We start from the raw sequence: 22,014 nt of genomic DNA, 5'->3' as shown, positions 1-22,014 counted from the left end.
GGCCCGAGGCATCAGCGCCGCAGCAGCAGTCGCAGCACGCGCATGGCCCGGGCACGGCGGGCGGAGTCGGCGGAGAACAGGTAGACCACCGTGAGAGCGGCCGGCAGCGACAGGCCGGCGACGCCGATGGCGGTCAGCTGGGACAGGATCGTCATGGGTGGATCCCTTCGGGTAGGCGGCGTGCGCCGCGGGGACCGGCGGTCATCCCGCGGGCCCGCACGGCGACAGCCGGCCGCCGGTGATCCGGCGGTGATCCCAGGGTGAAAGACGCCGGAGGCCCGTTGACGGTTACGGCCGATCTTTGACACCACCGGACGAAGTCGTACGCCCCCTGACAGGCGCCGTACGTCCTGCGGCGGTGGCGTCACGCGAAACGCCGTGTGTTGTGCGATGGTCTGGGATGCTCGGTCCACGATGTCCGAGAACTCGTCACCCGCCTCCGGTGAGGAGGCGCTGGCCGCGCTGCGCGACCGGTTACAGGAGCTGTACCGGCGCCGGGGCAGGCCCAGCTACCGCGAGCTGGCCAGGCTGACCGGCCAGGCGCTCAGCCACACCACGGTCGGCATGGTGATCCACTGCCGGAAGCTGCCGCGCCTCGGCCAGCTCGAACTCGTCGTCGAGGCTCTGGACGGCGACCCGGAGACGTACCAGGCCCTGTGGCTCGCCGCCGACGAAGCGGACTCGGCAGCGGCGGGCACGAGCGCCCCGGCGCGACTCGGAGGGCCGTACCGGCCGACCGGCACCGCATTCCCTCATACCGAAGCGATCGGCGGCGTGGCGTTCCATCCCGACGGCCGTCTCCTGGCCACGCGCACCGAGGGCAGGAACGCGACGGTGCGACTGTGGGACGTGGCCACCGGCAGTCCTCTCGGCGACCCCCTCACCACTCGCAACGGCTGGATCCACGAGCTGGCCTTCCACCCGGACGGACACCTTCTCGCGGCCGCGGGCGACGCGGCGCTGCGTCTGTGGGACGTGACCACCGGCGAACCGGTCGGCGCCCCCCTGACCCTCCACTCCGCGGGCCACCGGACCGTTGCTTTCCACCCCGGCGGCCGACTGATCGCCGTCGGCGGAGGCGACGACACCGTGCGGCTGTGGGACGTGACCACCGGCAGACCCGCCGGCGACGTCCGTACGGGCCACAGACATCCGGTCTTCGCCATCCGGTCTCTGACCTTCCACCCGGAGGGCCGGCTGCTGGCGACCGCGGGCAACGACGCGACCGTACGGCTGTTCGATGTGATCACCGGCGAACCGGTCGGCGGACCTCTGGTCGGGCACAAGAGCGAGGTCACCGGGGTGGTCTTCCATCCGGACGGTCATCTGCTCGTGTCCACCGGCAACGACGCGACCGTGCGGCTGTGGGATGTGATGACGGGCGAACCGGTCTGCTCCCCGCTCATGGGACACATCGGCTTCGTCTCCGAACCGGCCTTCCACCCCGACGGCCGGCTGCTCGCCACCGCCGGGCTCGAGGACGGGGACGTGCGGCTGTGGGATGTGTCCGCTCACCGGCCGGTCGGCGAGCCCCTCTCCCACAGCGGCGCCGTCCGCGCGCTGGCCTTCCACCCCGACGGTCACCTGCTGGCCACCGGCGGCAACGACGCGACGCTGCGCCTGTGGCGGGGCGAGTCCACGCCCGAGCCGCACCTGTCACGCCGCCGCGCCGACCGGCTGCGCGCCCGGCTCACGGCCGTACGAGAGGATCGTGACCGGCTGGCGCGCGAGGTCGCCGCCTTGGGAGCCACGCCGGGAGCGGAGCGCGACGGGCCGTCGCGGCAGGTGCAGCGCGGCGGCGGCCGATAGCCGGCCCCCTCCGCCGCTCCCCCGCGCGTTCCGCTTCAGCGGACGGAGGAGGCGATCCGTACGGCCTCGTCGCGGCCGGGGCCCTCAAGGCGCAGCCCGACCAGGCCGTGCTGCCAGATGAGCGTGGGCCCGGCCACCCGCTCCTCCCGCGCCCGGCCCTCCGCCGAGACGTACGACACCCCGTGGTTCCGGGAGATCCACCAGCCGCCGACCGCGCCCACCTGCTCCGGCCACGGCTCGCCCAGTTCCTTGTGCCAGACGACGGCCAGCGTCCCGTCGTACTCGTCGAGCCGGATGCCCGGCCACAGCAGCGTCACGACCCGGCCGCCGTCGGCCACGCGGACGTCGGCCGGTTCGCCCAGCGCGGACGGCACGGCGACGGGGAACCGCACGGCCCGCCGCGCCTCGGCCAGCGTGACCCGGCGCTCGCCGGGGAGCGGTCCGGGCAGTCCCGTCGGCAGCGGCCCCGCACCGCCGACGTGGATCTCCACCCCGGCGAACCGGAGCACCGACACCACCGCGGCCCGTCCCTGCGGGGTCGCGCCGAGCAGGGTCGCCACCAGCACCGCCACCAGGGCGGCCGCGAGGCGCGGCGACGGCCGCCTGAGCCACCACTTGGGCCGCCAACCGATCCGGCGAGTGGGCAGGATCGGCGCGTCGTCGTTCTCCAGCCGGGCCCGGACGGCGAGCGCCACGTCGGCGGGAGGCGGCCCGGAAGCGCCCAGGTGCTCTCCGAGCGCCCGCAGCCGCTCCTCCAGCGCCTCCACGGTCATCTCCGCCGGCTCCGTCGTCTCAGGGCCGTCCAAGGCGTCGGGGGCGTCCGGCGTCTCCGGGGTGTCGGGGGTGTCGGGGTCGCCGGGACGGCCGTCATCCGAGATGCTCACGGCCCACCTCCTCCCGCAGGCGTCGCAGGGCCCGGAACGTCCGCGACTTCACCGTGCCGAGCCGTACGCCGAGGACCTCGGCCGTCTCCGCCTCGGACAACTGCAGGAAGTACCGGCACACCACCGCTTCGCGTTCCCCGTCGGGCAACCGCCGCACCGCCTCGTACAGGCGGCTCCTGCCGTCCGCGCCCATCGCCGCGCTCTCCGGGTCGTCCGCCCCGTCCGGCCCGTACGGCTCCCGCTCCCGGCCCAGCCGTACGGCGAGGTCGGAGCGGCGGCCACGCGACCGGGTGAGGTCGTGGGTCACGTTGGCCACGATCTGCAGGAACCACGGGCGGAACGACGCGTCCCTGCGGAAGCTCCGCAGATGGCGGAACGCCTTGACGAAGGCCTCCTGGACGACGTCCTCGGCCTCGTCGCCCGCGCCGAGCAGGCTCGCGGTACGGTGCGCGATCGTGCTGTAGCGGGTGACCAGCACCTCGTAGGCGCCGAGATCACCGGCCAGCGCGCGGGTCACAGCCTCGTCGTCGTCCATCGGGGGGAAATGTCACTCGGGGGGCGTCGGGAAGGTGAAGACTATGGGGGGACGGATGATCCGTCCACGAACTACGGGGAAAAGACCGTCGAGAACCCCGAAGCGTGTCCCGGCCCACCCCCGCGCGAAGCGGATACCGGCCGATAGGACGGGCACTACACTTTCCACGATCGTCAGCGCTGCAAACGAGGATTCTATGTCTGGGTATGACCGAGTAGTCCAGCCGGCCGCCGGCGACGAGGCTCTGGAGAACCACCTCGGCGGCGACGAGGCCAAGAACTACCGGCAGTACGAGTTCGACATGGTCGCGCCGCACGTCGGGCGGTCGTTGCTGGAGATCGGTTCGGGGCTCGGGCACTTCGCGGAGCAGTTCCTGCCGCGTCTCGACCGGCTCGTGGTGAGCGACTTCGATCCCTACTGCGTGGAGCAGCTGCGGAAGCGGTTCGCCGACCGCGACGACGTGTCGGTGCTGCAGTTCGGCCTGCCGACGCGGATTCCGCTGGACGAACCGGTCGACACGGTCGTGATGATGAACGTCCTCGAACACATCGAGGAGGACGCCGAGGCGCTGCGGTCCCTGGCCAGGGTGACCGCCCCCGGCGGCCGGATCGTCATCTGGGTGCCGGGCTACATGCAGCTTTACGGGGACTTCGACCGCAAGGTGGGACACGTCACCCGCTACACCCCGGCCACGCTCCGCAAGACGGTCACCGACGCCGGCCTCGGCGTCGAGGTGCTCAAGCCGATCAACTTCCTCGGCGGCATCGCCTGGTGGGCGGCTGTACGGCGGGGCGGCGTGGGCTACCCCGACCCCCGGCTCGTCAAGATCTACGACCGGACCGTGGTGCCGGTGACCCGGTTCATCGAGCGGTTCGTCACCCCGCCGTTCGGCCAGACCGTGTTCTGCGTCGCCCGCGTGCCGCGATAAGTCGCACACGTCCTGAAGGAAGTCGCTCGCGTCTCGGAATCGACCGGCGAAATGCGACCAAGGACGTAGACCTGCACAATGGGTCCCCAATGAGTGAAACCAGGATCCTCGTCGTGGAGGACGAGCCGAACATCAGAGACATCGTGGAAGTCGCGCTCCGGTTCCACGGTTTCACGGTGACGGCCGTCGGCACCGGGGCGGCCGCGATCGACGAGGTCGGCAGGGACCAGCCCGACCTGGTCGTCCTCGACGTCATGCTGCCCGACATCGACGGCTTCGAGGTGTGCCGGCGGATCCGCGTGGACGGCGTCCACCCCCCGGTGATCTTCCTCACCGCCCGCGACGCGGTCGCCGACACCGTGCGCGGGCTGGGCCTCGGCGGGGACGACTACGTGACCAAGCCCTTCTCCGTCGAGGCGCTGATCGCCCGGATCCGTGCGGTGCTGCGCCGTACGACCGTGCCCGCCGCGGCCGAGCGGGGACAGGGGCCGACCCTCCGGGTGGCCGACCTGGAGCTCGACGAGGCGCGGTGGGAGGTGCGCCGCGGCGGCGTGCCGGTGGACCTGTCGCCGACCGAGTTCCGCCTGCTGGCGTTCCTGATGGCCAACGCCGGGCTGGTGCTGACCAAGAGGCGCCTGCTGGAGGAGGTCTGGGGCTACGGCGGGAGCTCCCAGGTGCTCGAAACCTACATCTCCTACCTGCGGCGCAAGCTCGACCCGCTCGGGCCGCCGCTGATCCACACCCAGCGCGGCATCGGGTACGCGCTCCGCCCGCCCCAGGGTTCGTGATGTCGCTGCGGACGCGGCTGCTCGCCGGGCTGCTCGGCGTCAGCGCCGTCCTGCTCGTCGTGCTCTCCCTCGCCAGCGTCGTGGTCCTGCGCGGGCACCTGCGTACGCGCCTGGAGGGACAGGTGCAGGCGGCGACGGTCACGGCGGCGCGGCGGGTGGTCGAGGACGACCCGCTGGCGCAGGCGCTCACCGGCTCCACCTACGCCGTCGCGGCCTACGACATGGCCGCCGGGAGGGCCCATCTGGTCAGCGGCGACGCCGACAACGCCGCGGTGGTCCCCGGGCTGGCCGAGGCGCTGGGCAGGAGCCGGCTGCTGGCGTACGCGGCGCAGGGTGACACCTTCGACCTCGATCCCGGCGGGGAGAACGAGATGATCGCGGCGGCCGCGCTGTCCCGGAGCGGCCTGCGGCTGATGGTCGTCGCGGTGCCCCTGGACGCGGTCGACGACCCGGTGCGCCACCTTCTCGTCAGCGAACTGGCGACCGGCGGGGTGCTGATCCTGCTGCTGGCCGCCGGCGGGCGGCTGCTGATCGCCGGTGGTCTGGCTCCGCTGGGCAAGATGGCGCGGACCGCCCACCTGGTGGCCGAGGGAGGCGACCTGTCGGCCCGCATGCCCGAGGGGTCGTCGGAGGTGGGCAGGCTCGGCGCCGCGATCAACCTGATGCTCGACCGGATCGCGGACGCCTTCCGGGACCGCCAGGCGTCGGAGGACCGGGTGCGCCGCTTCGCCGCCGACGCCTCCCACGAGCTGCGCACCCCGCTGTCGACCATCTCCGGGTACGCCGAGCTGTACCGGGCGGGGGCGATCCCGTCCGGGGACCTTCCGAAGATCATGGGAAGGATCGAGGCCGAGGCCAACCGCATGGGCCGCCTCGTGGGCGAGATGCTGGAGCTCGCGCGGCTCGACCGCGGCGCGGCCCTGGCCCTCGCCGAGACCGACCTGGCGCAGCTGGCCCGGGAGGTCGCGGCCGACTCGGCCGCCCTCGACCCGGCGTACCCGGTGACCGTGGACGCTCCCTCCTCGCTGGTCGCGGTCGTGGACGAGGCCAGGATCCGCCAGGTGCTGGTCAACCTGCTCGGCAACGTGCGGGCGCACACCCCCGAGGACACCAAGGCCACCGTACGGATCCTGCGCGCCCCCGGCGCGGTGACGATCCAGGTTTCGGACACCGGCCCCGGCATGAGCCCGGAGCAGGCCGAGCGCGCCTTCGACCGGTTCCAGCGGGGGGAGGACCACCTGTCGGGCGGCGCGGGGCTCGGCCTGTCGATCGTGAAGGCCATCGTGGAGGCGCACGGCGGCCGGTGCCGGATCATCTCCTCCCCCGGCGGAGGCACGGCCGTACATATCGGGCTCCCGGTGGTGCAAAAGGCTACTGGCGGGTAGTTAACGAGCACAGCTCGCTTCACCGCCGAGGAGGTCGACCATGACGACCGATTACGCCAGGGCCAGGGAGGTGGCCGAGCAGGCGCGCGAGACGGAGTGGACCCGCCCGAGCTTCGGCAGGCAGCTCTTTCTCGGGGACTTCCGGCTGGACCTGGTGCACCCCGCTCCCCGCCTGAGCGAGGAGGAGATCAAGAAGGGAGACCACTTCCTGCGCGTCCTGCGGACGTTCCTGCAGGAGAAGGTCGATCCCGCGCTCATCGAGCGCACCGCCGTGATCCCGGACGAGGTGATCAAGGGCCTGGCGGCCATCGGCGCGTTCGGGATGACCACCGAGGAGGAGTACGGCGGGCTGGGGCTGAGCCACCTGTACTACTGCCGGGCGCTGGCCCTCGTGACCTCGTGCTCCCCCGCGCTGAGCGCGCTGCTCTCGGCGCACCAGTCCATCGGGGTGCCGCAGCCGCTGCGGCTGTTCGGCACCGAGGAGCAGAAGCGGCGCTTCCTGCCCAGGTGCGCGCGCGGGGAGATCTCGGCGTTCCTGCTGACCGAGCCGGACGTCGGCTCCGACCCCGCCCGCCTGTCGACGACCGCCATACGGGACGGCGACGACTATGTGATCAACGGCGTCAAACTGTGGACGACCAACGGCGTCGTGGCCGGCCTGCTGGTCGTGATGGCGCGGACCGGCGCCAAGATCTCCGCCTTCGTGGTCGAGGCCGACTCCCCCGGCATCACCGTCGAGCACCGCAACGCGTTCATGGGGCTGCGCGGCATCGAGAACGGCGTGACCCGCTTCCACCAGGTGCGCGTGCCCGCCGAGAACCTCATCGGCCGTGAGGGCCAGGGCCTGAAGATCGCCCTGACCACGCTGAACACCGGGCGCCTCTCCCTGCCCGCCACCTGCGTCGGCGCGGCGAAATGGGCCGCCAAGATCGCCCGGGAGTGGGGCCGGGCGCGGGTCCAGTGGGGACGCCCCGTCGGCGAGCACGAGGCCGTCGCCCGGAAGGTCGCCTTCATCTCCGCCACCGCGTACGCGATGGAGTCGGTGGTCGACCTGGTCGGCCGGCTGGCCGACGACGAGCGCAACGACATCCGCATCGAGGCGGCGCTGGCCAAGCTCTACGGCTCGGAGATGGGCTGGCGGGTGATGGACGACCTGGTGCAGATGCGGGGCGGCCGCGGCTACGAGACCGCCGAGTCGCTGCACGCCCGCGGCGAGCGCGGCGTGCCGGTCGAGCAGATGCTGCGCGATCTGCGGATCAACCGCATCTTCGAGGGCTCGACCGAGATCATGCATCTGCTCATCGCCCGGGAGGCGGTGGACGCCCACCTGTCGGTCGCGGGCGAACTCATCGATCCGAAGTCCGACCTGCGGGCCAAGGGCCGGGCGGCCACCCGGGCCGGCGCCTTCTACGCCAAGTGGCTGCCGGGCCTGGTCACCGGCCCGGGCCAGATGCCCACGTCGTACGCGGAGTTCGGCCCGCTGGCCCGGCACCTGCGGTACGTGGAGCGGACCAGTCGCAAGCTGGCGAGGTCGACGTTCTACGGGATGTCCCGGTGGCAGGGACGGCTGGAGCACCGGCAGGGGTTCCTGGCGCGGATCGTGGACATCGGCGCGGAACTGCTCGCGATCACCGCGGTCTGCGTACGCGCGCAGGAGGACTCAGCCGAGTTCGGGCTCAAGCCGTACGAACTGGCCGACACCTTCTGCCATCAGGCCCGGACGCGGGCCGAGGCGCTGTTCGACCGGCTGTGGGAGAACACCGACGCCGAGGACGTACGGCTGGCCCGGCGGGTGCTCGACGGCCGGTACACGTTCATGGAGGAGGGGATCGTGGACCCGTCGCTGGAAGGGCCGTGGATCGCCTCGCAGCGCATCGGACCGGCCACGTTCGACGACGTGCACCGCCGCATCGGCTGAGCCGTTCGGCCCGTCGGAACGACTTCGCCCGGGAACGGGACGGGCCCCGCCCCGCGACACTGCGGGACGGGGCCGGGCCCGTGGAGCAAGGACGATCCGGGTGGGCTCACACGTCGAGGCAGTACATCCAGCCGTAACCCGAGATGTAGCAGCGGTACCAGCCTTCCGGCTTCTGCGCGTGCGCCGGGGAGGACAGGACGCCGAAGGTGGTGACGGCCACGGCCGTGGTGGCGAGAACGGCGGCGGCGCGCTTGATGGACTTCACTGGGATCACTCCTGGTGGGACTGTGTCTCTCTGACGGATATGAGTAGACACGACCGGACTTGGGATGATCTGGGAGTCGACTTGGACTCCGCTTGTACGCCGGCGGCCCGCAGTTGGTGATGACTAGGCGCGCGAAAAATCCTTTGTGCCCGGTTGCGCGGCCTTGTTAGGGTCACCGGCATGTGGATTCTCTACGGCGACCGCTGATCAGCCCACGCTGATCCGCTCAGCTTTCCAGCCCTGTCCATCCGACGCGGCGGCTGAGTGACGGCACCTCGGTGCCGCGTCTCGACGTACCAGGAGATCCCTTATGCGTACTCGCGTGTCCGGCAGAAGCGGTGACGGCGGCAAGCAGAACCCGCGCACCCCGCAGCCCAGGCGTTCCTTCCCGCCCCCGCCGCGTCAGATCCCGGCGCCGCCCATGAGGCCCGTACGGCAGCCTCGGCGGCTCCCGAAGGCCAAGTAGGCCGTCCACACATCGAAGGGCACTCCGGCCGGCCCGGAGTGCCCTTCTTCTCGCCGCCCGGCGGTCGCCTCAGACCGAGACGAGCACCGATGGATCAACGGTGAGCTCCACCGGCGTGCCGGCCCGTTGGGTCAGAGTCGCTCGATGATGGTGACGTTGGCCTGGCCGCCGCCCTCGCACATCGTCTGCAGGCCGTACCGGCCGCCGGTGCGCTCCAGTTCGTGCAGGAGCTTGGTCATGAGGATCGCGCCGGTGCCGCCGAGCGGGTGTCCCAGGGCGATCGCGCCGCCGTTGGGGTTGGTCCTGGCCGGGTCGGCGTCGATCTCCTTGAGCCAGGCCAGCGGCACCGGGGCGAAGGCCTCGTTGATCTCGATGACGTCCATGTCCCCGATCGACAGCCCGGCCCTGTCCAGCGCCTTGCGGGTGGCCGGGATCGGGGCCGTCAGCATGTAGACGGGGTCGTCCCCGGCCAGCGCCAGGGTGACGATCCGGGCGCGCGGGACGAGTCCGTGCTCGCGCACCGCCCGCTCGGACGCGATGAGCAGCGCGCCGGAGCCGTCGGAGATCTGCGAGGAGGTGGCCGCGGTGATCCGGCCGCCCTCACGCAGCGTCTTGAGCCCGGCCATCTTCTCCAGCGTCGTGTCGGGCCGCGGCCCCTCGTCGTCGGCCACGTCGCCGACCGGGGCGATCTGCTCCCTGAAGTGGCCGCCCGCGATCGCCTTGGCCGCCCGCTGGTGGCTCTCGTAGGCGTAGACCTCCAGGTCCTCCCGGGTAAGGCCCCACTTCTCGCACATCAGCTCGGCCCCGCGGAACTGGGAGATCTCCTGCGTGCCGTACCGCTCGACCCACTTGTCGCCGAACGGGAACGGCATGCCCTTCTCCAGGGCGGCCGTGATGCTCGACCCCATCGGGACGATCGACATCGACTCCACGCCGGCCGCCACGACCAGGTCCTGGGTGCCCGACAGCACGCCCTGCGCGGCGAAGTGGACGGCCTGCTGCGACGATCCGCACTGCCGGTCGATCGTGACGCCGGCCACCGTCTCCGGCAGTCCCGCGCTCAGCCAGGCGTTGCGCGCGATGTCCATGGACTGCGGGCCGAACTGCATCACGCAGCCCATGATCACGTCGTCGACGGCGGCGGGGTCGACCCCGGTGCGTTCGACCAGCGCGGCGAGCGTGTGCGCGGCGAGGTCGACCGGATGGACCGTGGAGAGCCCGCCCTTCTTCCTGCCGACCGGAGTGCGGACCGCCCCGACGATGTACGCCTCTGCCACAGTGCCTCCCGAGCAAAACCGAGCAATGTTCGGTTAGTGAGAGGTTACACCAGAGCTTTCGTCGGGGCAGGCGCGGTACAGGCAGGATTCAGGTGGGCAGGATTCAGGCGAGCGGGGTTCCGGCATATCCCCCGGGCAGCACGTCGGCGGGCTCGGCGAGCTGGAAGCCCCGGCTGTCGGCGGCGATCCCCTGCAGCCGCTGCGCGATCTCCAGTGCCACCGCCGCCCGCCCGACGAGCGCGTCCCGCGCGACGGCGACCGCGTCGTCGCCGGACCCGGCACCGCCTTCCGCCACCCCGGTTTCCGCAGCACCGGTCTCCACAGCACCGGCCTCCGCGGCGTCGCTCTCCAGGGCGTCCGGATCATCCACGTCCTCGGGACGCGCGGTCTCCTCGCCCGGCGCGACGGGAACCTCGCCGCCGGAGGCGACGGCGGCCGTGTCGTCGGCGTCGTCGGTGTCCTCCGTGCCTCCGGTCGCCTCGGCGGCGGGCCGCGTCTCCTCCGTACGGCCGGCCGGCGAGACTCTCGCGACGGCGATCTCGGTGAGGTACGGCCAGCGGGCCTGGGCGACGGGCGGGACGCGGTGACCCTCCTCGATCGTGATCACCAGGTCCTCGTCCGCGTACACGTCGGCCACCCTGCCCCGGCGCACGGGGACGTGGACGACGCCGTCGACGAGTTCGCCCTCCGGCCACCTGGCACCGTCCACGGCGTCCGCGTGGAGCAGCCCCGCCAGGACCGGCAGGACCTCCTCGGGTTCCGGTACGGCCGGCAGGTAGACCACCGGATCGCCGCCGTCTTCCTCGGCGGGGTCGACCGGCTCGCCCTGGCAGACCGACCAGCCGCCCAGCCGGTACGCGATGCCCTCGGCCAGGCTCTTGTCGAAGAAGTCCACCGGCAGCGGGCCGTCGGCGGCGATCCGGCACGCCCAGAGCGGCTCCTCGCCGGGGACGCCGAGCTTGGCCAGGAGGTCCGGGCCGAGCTCGATCGGTGGCTGGACGCGCGAGCCGCCCGCGAGGACGTCGTCCCCGTCCGGCCTCGCCTCCGGATCGGCGAGCTGCGCTATCGCCAGCAGTGTCTTCGGGTCCGGCCGGGCGGGCAGCAGTGCCGTGGGGCCTGTGCGCAGCCGGCCGGGGAGCAGGAGATTGGACAACCAGCCCACAAGGCCCTCCTCATGATCGGTCGAAGAGACGATAGCCCTCCTGGGGCGTTCTCCACGACCCTTTCCGGCGGGCCGCCCGGTTCAGGACTTCGACTTCGCCAGGCGGGTGCCGGTCATCAGGGCGTAGACGATGACGTTGTCGGTGTAGTGACCGGTCGTGCGGTTGTACGAGCCGCCGCAGGTGATCAGCCTGAGCTCGGCGTCCGCGGCCTGGCCGTACACCCGGTTCGTCGGGAACGTCTGCTTGTCGGCCTGCTCGATGCCGCCCACGGTGAAGACCGCGATCGTCCCGTCCATGCGGAGGACCTCGATCGTGTCGCCGTACGCGAGCTCGTGCAGGCGGCTGAACACGGCGCTGCGCGAGACGGTGTCCTTGTGGCCGAGCATGACGGCCGGACCGGCCTCTCCCACGGTCGGGCCGCCCCGGTACCAGCCGACGAGGTTGTGGTTGTTGATCGGAGGGGTCTGGATCGCGCCGGCGCGGTCCAGTCCGACCGAGCTGATCGGCGCGTTCACGCCGATCTTCCGGATGACCAGGCGCTTGGGCGTGGACGGCTGCAGGGCCGGGGCGGCCGGGAGCTTCGGCAACGGCGCCGGGGCGCCCGCGACCGCCTGCGTCAGCGGCTGCCCCACGCCGCCCGGACCCACCGACGGAGCCAGGCCGTTCTGCGGAACCACCATCTTCAGCGACGTACGGCTCGACGGGGCGTACTCGTCCGGGTGGTTCACCATGATCACCACACCCACGAGCACGGTGACCAGCCCCACGATGGCCGCAGTGATCAGCACACGGCGGGCCGTCTGCGCGGCGCCGCCCGTGGGCGGCTCCTGCCGCGGCTGCGGCTGCTGCTGTACGGGCTGCATCTGGGGGGGCAGCACGACCGGCTGGAAGACGGGCTGGCCGTAGGCCGGCTGGGGGTACCCCTGACCTCCCGGCCCGGGAGGCATGCCGTACGGCTGGCCCGGCGGGTACTGTCCAGGTGGCGGGGTCGTCATGGCACCGTCCTACTGCCGCGCCGGCCTGCGCCGGGTCCGGAGCACGAGCCCGCCGCCCGCCGCCGCCAGCATCAGCGCGGTGCCGGTGAGCACGAACAGGCGCGCGTCGGGGCCGGCGTCTCCTCCGCCGCCGGTGGCGGCGCCGCCCGCGGGCGTGTGGGGAACCTGCTCCTGCCTGGTCGTCGCCTTGTCGGTCGCGGTGTTCGCGGTGACCGTCTCGTACACGGTGCGGGTACCGCGCGGCGTGGGCGTCGCGCTCGGCGTGGCGGAGGGGCTGGGAGTGGGGGTCGCGCTGGAGGAGGCCGTCACCGCGATCGTCGCCGACGCGGGCGTCGTGTTGGTGCCCGACGCCGCGATCGCGCACGTGTAGAGCAGGGTCGGCGTCGTCGTGACGGTGCCCGTCGCGGCGGGCGCGAGCATGTTGATCGTGAAGTTCTTCGCCGTGAGGGCGACGGACGTGGCCCCGGTGGACGGGGTGACGGTCAGCGTCGCCACCGGCAGCGGGGGCATCGTCCCCTGGGCCGCCACGTTCGCGGTCACCGAGTTGGTCGGCGATGGCGTGGAGACGCCCGCGGTCGCCGTGGCGGGCAGCACCGTGGCCGCCACGCTGGGCTGCAGCTGGATCGACGCACCGCTCTCGATCGCCACCGGCGCCGGGAACGGCGACTGCGCGACCGCCGCGATGCTCAAAGTCGCCGTGTACTGGGTGCCGGTCGCCGCCGTGTTCGCCGTGAGCGACACGGTGAAGTCATGGTTGACGGGCGTGGCCCCGGTGGCCGACGGGGTGCAGGTGTAGCTGACGGTCTTCACGTCGGCCTGCGCGCCGAGCGCGGTCAGGCCGAGGAGGACGCCCGCGCTGACTACTCCGGCCGCGGCGGCCCTCCCGGCGACACGGCCCCGCGCCTTGGACTTCAGCACTGACTTCTCTCCCCTACTTGTGCTCAGGATGAACAGGCGTACCAGCATTCCAGAGTACGGTCACGACAGGGTAGAGATTTTACGGACAAAAGCCCCATCGTCGCCGCCGATTCCCCAAACCTGGTCATGTTTTCGTCATGTCCGCGTCACGCCACGCTACCGCCCGCCGTACGGACGCGCGCCCAGACCGAGCCGGCGGAGCAGCAGGCCTCCGGCCGCGGAGGCGGCCATCAGCAGCAGGCCGGTCAGCACGACGACCCGGGCGTCCGGGCCCGCGTCGCCGCCCGCGCCCGTCTGCGCGCCGCCGACCGGGGTCGTCCTGACCTGCGCGGTCACCGTGTGGGAGACGGTCGTGGTGGCCCTGGCCGTGGCGGTGTGCGTGACCGTCGCCGTCGCGGTCGCCGTCGTCGTCGTGGTCTCGGTCGGGCTGGGCGTCGTGGTCGTGTCGTCGTCATCGGTGTCCGACGGGCTCGGCGACGCGGACGAAGAGGCGGAGGGCGACGCCGAGGCGGCGACGGTGAGCGCGAGCGAGGCCCCGGCCGCGGAGGCCGGCAGGGTGCACGTGTAGAGCGCCGTTCCCGTGCCGGTCCCGGACGGCAGCAGCCGCAGCGTGAAGTCGCCGGCCTCCACGCCGACGACCCCGGTGGCCGTCGGGGTCAGGGTGACGACCAGATCGGGGATCGGCGACAGGGTGGCCTGCGCCGCCACGGGCGTCTCGGCCGTCACTCTGGCCGAAGGGCTCAGCGTGCGGCCGCCTTCCGCGGCGAGGGACCCCGTCGCCGGATCCGACTCGTCCGGGGACGGCGTCGTGTCGGTGCCTCCCTGCGGATCCGTGTCACCAGCGGGCGGGCTCGGGCTCGGAGTCGCGCTGGGACTGACGCTGGGGCTCACACTGGCACTGGCACTGGGACTCGCGCTGGCACTGGGACTCGCACTCGCGCTGGGGGACGGCGAGGGAGACCCGCTCACCACGGGGGTGCCGGTCACCTTCATCACGCCCTCCGCGGCCACGGCGTCGCCGGACGCGACGGCCGTCGGCGCGAGCATCGGCGTCTGCCCCTCGGCGGTCGTGGCGGGGGCCATCCGCCAGGTGACCGGGACGTTGCCGCCCACCGTCGGACTGTCGGGCCCGAGCAGGGTCACGCTCACCGGGTAGGTCCCCTGGCCGCCGCCCATCGCGGTGCAGGAGTAGAGGACGGTCTTGGTCTCGCTCGCCGCGAGCACCGGCCACGTCATCAGCGCGAACGCCGCCGTCGCTCCCGCCGCCACCCGCGCCGCGATTCGTCGCCGGCCACTCCGCTGCCGGACGCTCGGGTCGGCCACGCCGTCTCTCCCGCCACCTCGGTCGCGTACAGGTTGGCCATCAGTCTTCCAGGAGTTGACCACCGCCATAACCACATGCAGCGGGAAGTCAGGAAATTCTCAGGGAACCCTCACGGACTTCCGGCGGTAAGCAGGGCGGAGGTTGACTGAGATGAGACGACTGATCATGGCACTCGCCGCGCTGGCGGCGGTCCTGGTGACGGCGCCGCCCGCACACGCCCGCGCGGGGTTCTGGGCCGTCACCGAACTCGATCCGCTGCCCGCGACGATGCGGCCCGGTGTGTCCTACACGGTCGGCTACTGGGTGCTGCAGCACGGCACGCATCCGTACGACGACTACGGCGCGCTCGGGCCGACCGGCCTGCTGCTGACGGGAGAGGACGGCACGACCCTGAGCTTCGGCGGGACGCCGTTGCCGGATCCCGCCCACTACGCGACGACGATCACGGTGCCGGCCGGGCGGTGGCGGGTGCAGGGCGTGCAGGGCAAGTTCGCGCCCTACGAGGTGGGGACGCTCACCGTGCCGGGGACGCTGAAGCCGGCCCCGCCGCAGTACGCGATGCAGGCCGGATCGGAGATCACGGACTACTGGGGCCGGGTGAAACCGCCGGGGTTCCCCTGGAAGGCGGCGACCGTGATCCCCGCCCGTGCGCCGTTCGCCACCCCGTCGGGTTCCTCGCCCGAGCAGCAGGCCGGGCAGGCGACCGCGCAGGCCGCCGGGCAGGCAGGACTCGCGCCGCCGTCCTCACAACCCGCGGCGATGCGGGCGAGCGGAGCCGCGGCCGCGGACGGCGGCTCCCCGCCCTGGCGGCAGCCGTACGCGCTGGTCGTGGTGGCCCTCGCGGCGGTGGCCGGAACACTGCTGGTCCAGCGCGCCGCCCGGGCCGCGCGTGCGGCCGGACGCCGCGAGCCGTTCGACCCGCCCGAGCGCGAGGCGCGGGAGGGCGAGGAGGTGATCGGGCTGGGCTGACCACCCGCCGGAGTGAGGGGCGCGACGGCGCCCCTCACGGGCGGGCGGACTCGGGGTTACCTGCCCTTGCCCTTGGTCGCCGTCAGCGTGGCGTAGACGACGATGTTGTCGGTGTAGCTGTGCTGCTTGGCGTTGAAGACGCCGCCGCAGGTGATCAGCCGCAGCGAGGACGTGATCGTGTTGCCGTAGACCCGCTTGGTCGGGAACGCCGACTTGCTGACCTGCTCGATCCCGTCCACCGTGAAGATCGCCGTCTTGCCGTCCGCGCGCAGTACGGCGATCTTGTTGCCGCGCTTGAGCTCGCGCAGGCGGCTGAACACCGCCGCGCCCTTACGGGTGTTGACGTGCCCGAGGATGATCGCCGGCCCCTGGTCGCCGGGGGCGGGCCCGAAGCGGTACCACCCGGTGAGGCTCGGCCTGCTCAGCGGCGGCGCCTGGATGGCGCCGGACTTCTGCACTCCCACGGAGCCGACGGCGGCCTTCACGCCGATCGACGGAATGCTGATCTTCAGCGGCCTGCCGGTGACCTTCTTCGCCGTCGCCGTCTTCGCCGTGCTCGTCTTCGCCGTGTTCGAGGACGAGGACACCGGCGAGGAGGACGACGAGGCCGTGGTGGTGGTGAGGGTCAGCGGGCCGATCGGCTGGATGGCGGGCTGCGGCGGCGGCGCGGTCGCGTTCGCCGCCGTCAGCGGCACGCCCGGCCCGCCCGGGCCTACGGTCGGAGGCAGCAACGCCACGCTTCCGGCGTCCTGCACGTTCAACTGCACGCCCGGCGTCTGACCGGCGTCCTGGGAGCCGCCGGGCGACAGCACGGCGAGCATGCCCGCCATCACGGCGGCGATGCCGCCGAACGACCCGGCCACGAGCAGCGTCGCGAGAACCGGCTGCGGAAGGCCCCTACGCTTCCCCGCCGCGTCCCCCTGGACGCTCTGCGGGCCCGTACCGCCCTGCGCGTCCGGCACGCTCTGGAAGCTCTGCGCGGCTTGGCCGCTCTGCGCTTTCTGCGCGGCTTGGCCGCTCTGTGGGTCCTGGGCGGGGGTGCCGCCCTCAGGAGTCGGGTTCATCGTCATCCTCCTCAGCCCCGCTCGCCCGCGTGCGCCGCCCTGCGCCGCAGCAGTGCCACGCCGCTTAGCACGCCGATCATCAGTAGCGCGCCGCCGGAGCCGAGCAGGAGCGGGCCCGATGCGGCCATCCGCTCCGGAGCCTCACCGGTCTGCGCGCCGCCCTGCGGAGTGACCGCCACCTGCGCCACCGTCGGCGTCGCGGTCAGCGTCACGGTACGCGTCGCCGTCGGCGACGGGGTGCCCTTCACGATCACGCTCGTCAGATAGCTCTGCGTCGCCGCCGCCGACGGAGAAGAACTCGGCGTCTTGCTCGGCGACACCGACGGAGACGGCGACGGGCTGTTGCCGTCAGGCGTGCCGCTCGGCGACGTCGACGGCGAGGTGTCCGGCGAAACGGACGGAGACGTGTCAGGCGACGTAGACGGACTCCCCGGCGTGTCACCGCCGCCGATGGTCACCTGCACGGCGACCGGAGCGCTGATGAGCGTGCACGTGGCGCGGTACTGCGGCGGCGGGCCGGGCAGCTCACCGGTGATGACGCGGAAGGCGTCCAGCAGCGTCCGCTTGTCCTCGACGTTCTTGATGGTGATCGTGTGCTGGCCGTAGTCGAGCCCCTTGAAGCTCCACAGGGTCTGGCCACCGACGTTCGAGTCGTTCACCATCGTGTCGTCGTCGTTGCGGGAGGGGTTGACCCGCGGCGGCGTCCCCAACTGGTTGTCGACCCAGAACTCGACCGGTCCCGCGCGCCGGTCCCGCTGCGTGACGTACTCGATCCCGGTGCCGGTGAAGGTGAGCGACGCCCACGCGCCGGCCTTGGTGGTCCGGTGGAAGTCCAGGTGGTAGTCGTTGTCCCCGCTCGGCCGGTCGTCGACGTTGTTCCAGTCGCCCGGGCTGTAGGTGATAGAGGGGTCGTCGTCGTTGACCATGATCTCTGAGGCGGGAGGCCGGAAGTCCACATAGAGGTTGCCCGGCTTGACCGTCACCGTGCCGGCCCTCGTGGTGTACGCGAAGTCCGAGATCGTGGTCGGCAGGGTGAGGGGGGTGCCCTTCTTCATCGCCTCGGTCTGGTCGATGCTCCCCACCGGCTGCAGCTGTCCCTGCCAGCCGTCGCTGAGGTTGACCTCTCCGGTCACGTAGATCCTGCCGCCGTTGGGCAGCAGGGTGGGCGCCCCGAAACGCGTCGCGTCCCGGTACGCCAGGTTCCAGGCGACGTTGAGGGGATCCTTGACGTTCAGCGTCGTGGGAACAGTGAGCTTCGTCCGGAGATAGACCGTGCCCGATCCCGTCCCCGCGATGCCCTGGTTACAGGCGTAGTCGACGACGAGGTCGGCGGTACTGGCCGTGGCCGTCACCGCCGGTACGACGATCGCCGCCGTGCCGGCCAGGCCGAGGGCCAAGGCGGCCATGGTCCTAGGGAGACCCGCTCTCCACCGTTTCACCACATACTCCGATCAAAGGTCCGCGCCCTGGCGGGCCTACAGCAAACGCGAGCTAGATCTTAGAGGTACGGAAGTGGTCAAAGGGGTCGTTATGGCGATGGTGTCGGAGTTGTGACCCGCCATACGAGAAAGAGCGGATCGACCGGGGCGGGACCAGAATCGTATTCTGGTGGCGCTGACCGATCCTGCCCCGGAGGCGTACCTGATGCGGCGAGACCTCTTCGACGAGGAGCACGACCTCTTCCGTGAGACCGTCCGTGAGTTCATGGCCCGTGAGGTCGTCCCCCACCACGCACAGTGGGAGAAGGACGGCATCGTCCCCCGCGAGGTGTGGAAGAAGGCCGGTGAGCTGGGCATGTTCGGCTTCTCCGTGCCGGAGGAGTACGGCGGCTCGGGCATCTCCGACTTCCGCTACAACACGGTGATCGTCGAGGAGATCATCCGTGTCGGCGCGACGGGCCTGGGCTTCGGCCTGCACAACGACATCATGGCGCCGTACCTGGTCGACCTCACGAACGACGAGCAGAAGCAGCGGTGGCTGCCGGGCTTCGCGTCCGGCGAGCTGATCACGGCGATCGGGATGACCGAGCCGGGGGCCGGCAGCGACCTGCAGGGCATCCGGACCACCGCCGTCCGCGAGGGCGACCACTACGTGGTGAACGGGCAGAAGACCTTCATCACCAACGGGATCAACTCCGATCTCGTCGTGGTCGTCGTCAAGACCGACCCCTCGGCGGGCGCCCGCGGCACGTCGCTGCTGATGGTGGAGCGCGGCATGGAGGGCTTCACCCGCGGCCGCAACCTGGAGAAGGTCGGCATGCACGCCCAGGACACGGCCGAGTTGTTCTTCCAGAACGTCCGGGTGCCGGTGGCCAACCTCCTCGGCGACGAGGAGGGCCAGGGGTTCTTCCAGCTGATGAACAACCTCCCGCAGGAGCGGTTGTCGATCGCGGTCGCGGCCGTGGCGGCGGCGGAGACCGTCCTGGAGGAGACGATCGAGTACTGCCGCAGCCGCACCGCCTTCGGCCGGAACATCGGCAAGTTCCAGAACACCCGGTTCGTGCTGGCCGAGCTGGCCACCGAGGTCGACATCGCCCGCCACTATCTGGACAAGTGCGTGCGCGCGCTCAACGCCGGGGAACTGACGGCGGTGGACGCGGCCAAGGCCAAGTGGTGGACGACCGAGCTGCAGAACAAGGTCGTCGACCGGTGCGTCCAGCTGCACGGCGGCTACGGCTACATGCTGGAGTATCCGGTCGCCAAGGCCTGGCTGGACAGCCGGGTCCAGACGATCTACGGCGGTACCACCGAGATCATGAAGGAGATCATCGGCAGGTCGTTCGACTTCTAGCCGTCCCGCCCGCGGGCCAGCAGGCGGTCGAGCACGCCGCCGAGCCGTTCGGGGCCGCCCTCCGCCCGCCAGGCGACGTACCCGTCGGGGCGCACCAGCAGCGCGCCGCCCGGCGGGATCTCGGCCAGATCGACGGCGTGGGCGTTCAGGCCGAGCCTGGCCGCCTCGGCCGGCCAGGCGGCGCCGCCCGCCTCGTCGCGGTCTCCGCCGGGCCGCCTGATGAAAACGGTGAACCGCGACCGTACGAGGTCGAGAGTGGACACGCCCTCGGACACCCAGGCATGCGGCATCCGGGAGCCGGGGGAACCGTCGAGGCAGGCGACCACGTCCTCGGCCGAGGGCAGTTCGGGCCGCGGGTCGATCACGGCCGCGGAGACGTACCGCTGGCCGAGGTGCACGACCGGGGCGTTGAGAGCGCCCGCCGCCGCCCGCGCCTCCGCCGCGGCGGGGCCGTGGCCCCAGTGCAGGGCGGGGTCGGACATCCGCACCAGCGCCTGCTCCATGGTGAGCGACGCCACCGGCCGGCGTTCGGCGTCGTAGGTGCCGAGCAGCGCGGGGCCGGCCTCGCCGCGGAGCACGAGGGCCAGCTTCCAGGCCAGGTTGTGCCCGTCGGCGACACCCGTGTTGAGGCCGAAGGCGCCGAGCGGCGGCACGGCGTGCGCGGCGTCTCCGGCCAGGAACACCCGCCCCTGGGCGAACCGCTCCGCGACCTGGGCCCGCACCCGCCAGACCAGCGTGCTGAGGATCTCCACGTCCAGATCCGGCACGCCGGTCGCGGCGCGGATCAGCGCGGGGGCCGGTTCCCGGTCGAGTCCGGTGAGGAACACCCACTCCTTCTCGCCGTCGATCGTGATGAGCATGCCCGGCGCGGCCGGATCGGTGATCTCACAGGCGACGAAGTGGCGTCCGCGGACCAGCTCCCGCAGGTCGGCGCGGAACAGGATGTTCTGCCCCGGTTCCGTGAGCGCGCCCGGACCGGTCAGGCCGATGCCCAGCGCGGCCCGGACCTCACTGCGGACGCCGTCGGCCGCCACCAGGTAGCGGGCCCGCACCCGCTCTCCCGTGGACAGCACGGCCGTGACGCCCTCCTCGTCCTGGGTGAACGAGACCAGCCCGGTGCCGTACGACACGGTCGCGCCATTCTCGCGGGCGGCGGCGAGCAGTACGGGATCCAGCCGGTTCTGCGGGCAGGGGCCGCGTAACGCGGCGGGGCTGTAGGGCGCCTGCCGGGGGACGGCGGGCGCGGGCGGGGCGGTCTCCGCCAGGTCGGCCAGGGTCCGCGCCCGCGCCTTGCCCAGGGCTCCCGCCGACCAGTCGAGGGCGACCGCGTCCACCGCGCCGGCCAGGCCGGTCTCCCGGAGCATCTCCACCGTCCGGACGCCGATTCCCGTGGCCCGTGGGTGCGACCGCGGACCCTCGTCGCGCTCCACCAGCAGCGTCCTCACTCCGTGGTGGCTCAGGAAGACCGCCGTGGCCAGTCCCACCGAGCCGCCTCCCACGACCAGCACCTCTGTCGTACGCATAGGTCCTCCTCCAGTTTCGGGCACGGTGTTCCCGTTCTGGGAACACCGTACCCGCACCGGTACGATGGGCGCCATGGGTGCGGAGAGCTCACTTCCAGGCCGGGTGTGGGGCCGGGAACGGCCCACGCCGCGGCGGCAGGCGCCGACGGTCGGGCGCATCGTGGAGGCGTCGATCGCGCTGGCCGACGCCGAGGGGCTCGACGCGCTCTCCATGCGGCGCGTCGCCGCCGATCTCGGCTCGGGCACGACCTCGCTCTACCGGTACGTGGCCGGGCGGGACGAGCTCCTGGAGCTGATGGTCGACGCGATCGCGGGCGAGACGGAGCCCGCTCCGCTGACCGGGGACTGGCGGGCCGACCTGGCGGCGATGGCGCGCGCGCATCGGGCGACGCTTCTGCGTCATCCCTGGCTCGGCGCGGTGATGGCGACCCGGCCCGCGCTCGGCCCGAACTCCCTGCGTGGCATGGAGCACGCGCTCGCCGCCGCCGGGCAGCTCACCTCCGACATCACGCTGGCGGCCGGCGTCGTCGCCCTCGTCGGCGACTACGTGGCGGGAGCCGTCTCCCGCGAGGCGGCCGAGCAGGAGGCGCAACGCCGGACCGGCCTGACGGAGGAGCAGTGGCGGGCCGGGGTCGGCCCGTACATCCGCGAGGTGATCGAGAGCGGCGCCTACCCGCAGTTCGCCCGGCGGGTCGTCGAGGCCCGGGACCAGACCTACGGCGAGCGGTTCGAGTTCGGGCTGGCCTGCCTGCTGGAGGGGGTCGCCGCGAGGTGCGTCAGCGGTGCTGCTGGCCCCACAGGAGCAGCATGACCAGCACGAAGACGATCATCACCCCCGCGTAGGCCACCGTGCCCAGCCGGAAGAACCGGCGCACCTTGTTCAGCAGCCACGCGAACAGGAACGCCAGGAAGACCAGAAGGATGAGTCCGGGGTCCATGACGATCAGTATGCGCGTCTTTCCGCGCCGGCGCGCGCCGAGCGCGGAGGGCGACCGGCCGCCGATGCGGATCGG

The 22,014-nt window shown here is 72.2% G+C and carries 21 protein-coding genes; 8 read left to right on the top strand and 13 right to left on the bottom strand.

The genetic code is table 11. The features are described from left to right. Positions 1-11: 11 nt before the first annotated feature. Positions 12-155 (bottom strand): hypothetical protein, encoded by a 144-nt coding sequence (locus HHX37_RS11525; RefSeq protein ID WP_167521441.1) that lies wholly within the window; start codon positions 153-155, stop codon positions 12-14. A 259-nt stretch (positions 156-414) separates the two neighbouring features. Here HHX37_RS11525 and HHX37_RS11520 point away from each other — a divergent pair, with 259 nt between their 5' ends. Continuing rightward, positions 415-1,809: a WD40 repeat domain-containing protein gene (locus HHX37_RS11520; RefSeq protein WP_182885416.1), complete on the top strand. Its 1,395-nt coding sequence runs from the start codon at positions 415-417 to the stop codon at positions 1,807-1,809. Positions 1,810-1,844: 35 nt separating this feature from the next. Here HHX37_RS11520 and HHX37_RS11515 read toward each other — a convergent pair whose 3' ends face one another. Next, positions 1,845-2,693, bottom strand: coding sequence for a hypothetical protein (locus HHX37_RS11515; protein ID WP_182885415.1), 849 nt, complete (start codon positions 2,691-2,693; stop codon positions 1,845-1,847). Continuing rightward, positions 2,677-3,228, bottom strand: coding sequence for an RNA polymerase sigma factor (locus HHX37_RS11510; protein ID WP_182885414.1), 552 nt, complete (start codon positions 3,226-3,228; stop codon positions 2,677-2,679). Before HHX37_RS11510 ends, HHX37_RS11515 begins: the two co-directional genes overlap by 17 nt. Before the next feature lie 196 nt (positions 3,229-3,424). Here HHX37_RS11510 and HHX37_RS11505 point away from each other — a divergent pair, with 196 nt between their 5' ends. The 4 genes from HHX37_RS11505 (at position 3,425) to HHX37_RS11490 (ending at position 8,247) form a co-directional block, all read left to right on the top strand. Beyond that, entirely contained in the window at positions 3,425-4,156 is a 732-nt protein-coding gene (locus tag HHX37_RS11505; RefSeq protein WP_111699931.1) for a class I SAM-dependent methyltransferase, read from the top strand. A gap of 89 nt (positions 4,157-4,245) precedes the next feature. Further along, entirely contained in the window at positions 4,246-4,944 is a 699-nt protein-coding gene (locus HHX37_RS11500; RefSeq protein WP_182879620.1) for a response regulator transcription factor, read from the top strand. Further along, complete coding sequence (locus tag HHX37_RS11495) at positions 4,944-6,329, top strand: sensor histidine kinase (protein ID WP_182874098.1); 1,386 nt, start codon at positions 4,944-4,946, stop codon at positions 6,327-6,329. The genes HHX37_RS11500 and HHX37_RS11495 overlap by 1 nt, the downstream gene beginning before the upstream one ends. Before the next feature lie 40 nt (positions 6,330-6,369). Beyond that, entirely contained in the window at positions 6,370-8,247 is a 1,878-nt protein-coding gene (locus HHX37_RS11490; protein WP_182885413.1) for an acyl-CoA dehydrogenase family protein, read from the top strand. 106 nt (positions 8,248-8,353) lie between these two features. On the opposite strand, the gene HHX37_RS11485 is transcribed toward HHX37_RS11490, so the two are convergent. The 6 genes from HHX37_RS11485 to HHX37_RS11460 form a co-directional block, all read right to left on the bottom strand. Further along, a complete protein-coding gene (locus HHX37_RS11485) occupies positions 8,354-8,512 on the bottom strand; it encodes a hypothetical protein (protein ID WP_182885412.1) in 159 nt (52 codons plus the stop codon). Between the two features lie 597 nt (positions 8,513-9,109). Continuing rightward, entirely contained in the window at positions 9,110-10,255 is a 1,146-nt protein-coding gene (locus HHX37_RS11480; RefSeq protein ID WP_182885411.1) for an acetyl-CoA C-acetyltransferase, read from the bottom strand. A gap of 103 nt (positions 10,256-10,358) precedes the next feature. Beyond that, the gene (locus tag HHX37_RS11475) at positions 10,359-11,417 is read right to left on the bottom strand and encodes a hypothetical protein (protein ID WP_182885410.1); all 1,059 of its coding nucleotides are present in this window, start codon (positions 11,415-11,417) and stop codon (positions 10,359-10,361) included. A gap of 81 nt (positions 11,418-11,498) precedes the next feature. Then, entirely contained in the window at positions 11,499-12,413 is a 915-nt protein-coding gene (locus HHX37_RS11470) for a class F sortase (RefSeq protein WP_111699937.1), read from the bottom strand. A gap of 9 nt (positions 12,414-12,422) precedes the next feature. Then, positions 12,423-13,331, bottom strand: a complete 909-nt coding sequence (locus tag HHX37_RS11465; RefSeq protein WP_182874102.1) for a hypothetical protein — start codon at positions 13,329-13,331, stop codon at positions 12,423-12,425. Between the two features lie 156 nt (positions 13,332-13,487). After that, positions 13,488-14,654: a hypothetical protein gene (locus HHX37_RS11460; RefSeq protein WP_182885409.1), complete on the bottom strand. Its 1,167-nt coding sequence runs from the start codon at positions 14,652-14,654 to the stop codon at positions 13,488-13,490. Positions 14,655-14,805: 151 nt separating this feature from the next. On the opposite strand from HHX37_RS11460, the gene HHX37_RS11455 reads away from it, so the two are divergent. Further along, a complete protein-coding gene (locus HHX37_RS11455; RefSeq protein WP_182885408.1) occupies positions 14,806-15,624 on the top strand; it encodes a hypothetical protein in 819 nt (272 codons plus the stop codon). A 56-nt stretch (positions 15,625-15,680) separates the two neighbouring features. Here HHX37_RS11455 and HHX37_RS11450 read toward each other — a convergent pair whose 3' ends face one another. Together HHX37_RS11450 and HHX37_RS11445 are read right to left on the bottom strand one after the other, a co-directional pair. Then, positions 15,681-16,688 carry a class F sortase gene (locus HHX37_RS11450; RefSeq protein WP_182885407.1) on the bottom strand — a complete coding sequence of 336 codons (1,008 nt, stop codon included), beginning with the start codon at positions 16,686-16,688 and terminating at the stop codon, positions 15,681-15,683. Positions 16,689-16,699: 11 nt separating this feature from the next. Next, entirely contained in the window at positions 16,700-18,094 is a 1,395-nt protein-coding gene (locus HHX37_RS11445; RefSeq protein ID WP_182879612.1) for a hypothetical protein, read from the bottom strand. A gap of 238 nt (positions 18,095-18,332) precedes the next feature. On the opposite strand from HHX37_RS11445, the gene HHX37_RS11440 reads away from it, so the two are divergent. Beyond that, complete coding sequence (locus HHX37_RS11440; protein ID WP_182874188.1) at positions 18,333-19,478, top strand: acyl-CoA dehydrogenase family protein; 1,146 nt, start codon at positions 18,333-18,335, stop codon at positions 19,476-19,478. Here HHX37_RS11440 and HHX37_RS11435 read toward each other — a convergent pair. Then, on the bottom strand, positions 19,475-21,001 hold the full coding sequence (locus HHX37_RS11435; RefSeq protein ID WP_182885406.1) for an FAD-dependent oxidoreductase: 1,527 nt from the start codon (positions 20,999-21,001) through the stop codon (positions 19,475-19,477). The genes HHX37_RS11440 and HHX37_RS11435 overlap by 4 nt on opposite strands. 73 nt (positions 21,002-21,074) lie before the next feature. Between HHX37_RS11435 and HHX37_RS11430 the strand changes: the two genes are divergently transcribed. Continuing rightward, positions 21,075-21,812, top strand: a complete 738-nt coding sequence (locus HHX37_RS11430) for a TetR/AcrR family transcriptional regulator C-terminal domain-containing protein (protein WP_182885405.1) — start codon at positions 21,075-21,077, stop codon at positions 21,810-21,812. On the opposite strand, the gene HHX37_RS11425 is transcribed toward HHX37_RS11430, so the two are convergent. Then, positions 21,778-21,939 carry a hypothetical protein gene (locus tag HHX37_RS11425; protein WP_165900601.1) on the bottom strand — a complete coding sequence of 54 codons (162 nt, stop codon included), beginning with the start codon at positions 21,937-21,939 and terminating at the stop codon, positions 21,778-21,780. The two genes, HHX37_RS11430 and HHX37_RS11425, sit on opposite strands and share 35 nt — an antisense overlap. Between the last annotated feature and the right edge of the window lie 75 nt (positions 21,940-22,014).

This window comes from Microbispora sp. H10885 (assembly GCF_014161415.1).
Classification (GTDB): Bacteria; Actinomycetota; Actinomycetes; order Streptosporangiales; family Streptosporangiaceae; genus Microbispora; species Microbispora triticiradicis.
This window is presented reverse-complemented; position numbering and strand designations above follow the sequence as displayed.

Excerpts from the sequence above, each read along its gene's own strand:
- HHX37_RS11490 (WP_182885413.1), top strand. The coding sequence starts at position 6,370 with ATGACGACCGATTACGCCAGGGCCAGGGAGGTGGCCGAGCAGGCGCGC.
- HHX37_RS11495 (WP_182874098.1), top strand. The coding sequence starts at position 4,944 with ATGTCGCTGCGGACGCGGCTGCTCGCCGGGCTGCTCGGCGTCAGCGCC.
- HHX37_RS11440 (WP_182874188.1), top strand. The coding sequence starts at position 18,333 with ATGCGGCGAGACCTCTTCGACGAGGAGCACGACCTCTTCCGTGAGACC.
- HHX37_RS11455 (WP_182885408.1), top strand. The coding sequence starts at position 14,806 with ATGAGACGACTGATCATGGCACTCGCCGCGCTGGCGGCGGTCCTGGTG.
- HHX37_RS11525 (WP_167521441.1), bottom strand. The coding sequence starts at position 155 with ATGACGATCCTGTCCCAGCTGACCGCCATCGGCGTCGCCGGCCTGTCG.
- HHX37_RS11470 (WP_111699937.1), bottom strand. The coding sequence starts at position 12,413 with ATGACGACCCCGCCACCTGGACAGTACCCGCCGGGCCAGCCGTACGGC.
- HHX37_RS11505 (WP_111699931.1), top strand. The coding sequence starts at position 3,425 with ATGTCTGGGTATGACCGAGTAGTCCAGCCGGCCGCCGGCGACGAGGCT.
- HHX37_RS11430 (WP_182885405.1), top strand. The coding sequence starts at position 21,075 with ATGGGTGCGGAGAGCTCACTTCCAGGCCGGGTGTGGGGCCGGGAACGG.
- HHX37_RS11425 (WP_165900601.1), bottom strand. The coding sequence starts at position 21,939 with ATGGACCCCGGACTCATCCTTCTGGTCTTCCTGGCGTTCCTGTTCGCG.
- HHX37_RS11500 (WP_182879620.1), top strand. The coding sequence starts at position 4,246 with ATGAGTGAAACCAGGATCCTCGTCGTGGAGGACGAGCCGAACATCAGA.
- HHX37_RS11510 (WP_182885414.1), bottom strand. The coding sequence starts at position 3,228 with ATGGACGACGACGAGGCTGTGACCCGCGCGCTGGCCGGTGATCTCGGC.
- HHX37_RS11435 (WP_182885406.1), bottom strand. The coding sequence starts at position 21,001 with ATGCGTACGACAGAGGTGCTGGTCGTGGGAGGCGGCTCGGTGGGACTG.
- HHX37_RS11445 (WP_182879612.1), bottom strand. The coding sequence starts at position 18,094 with ATGGCCGCCTTGGCCCTCGGCCTGGCCGGCACGGCGGCGATCGTCGTA.
- HHX37_RS11450 (WP_182885407.1), bottom strand. The coding sequence starts at position 16,688 with ATGAACCCGACTCCTGAGGGCGGCACCCCCGCCCAGGACCCACAGAGC.
- HHX37_RS11520 (WP_182885416.1), top strand. The coding sequence starts at position 415 with ATGTCCGAGAACTCGTCACCCGCCTCCGGTGAGGAGGCGCTGGCCGCG.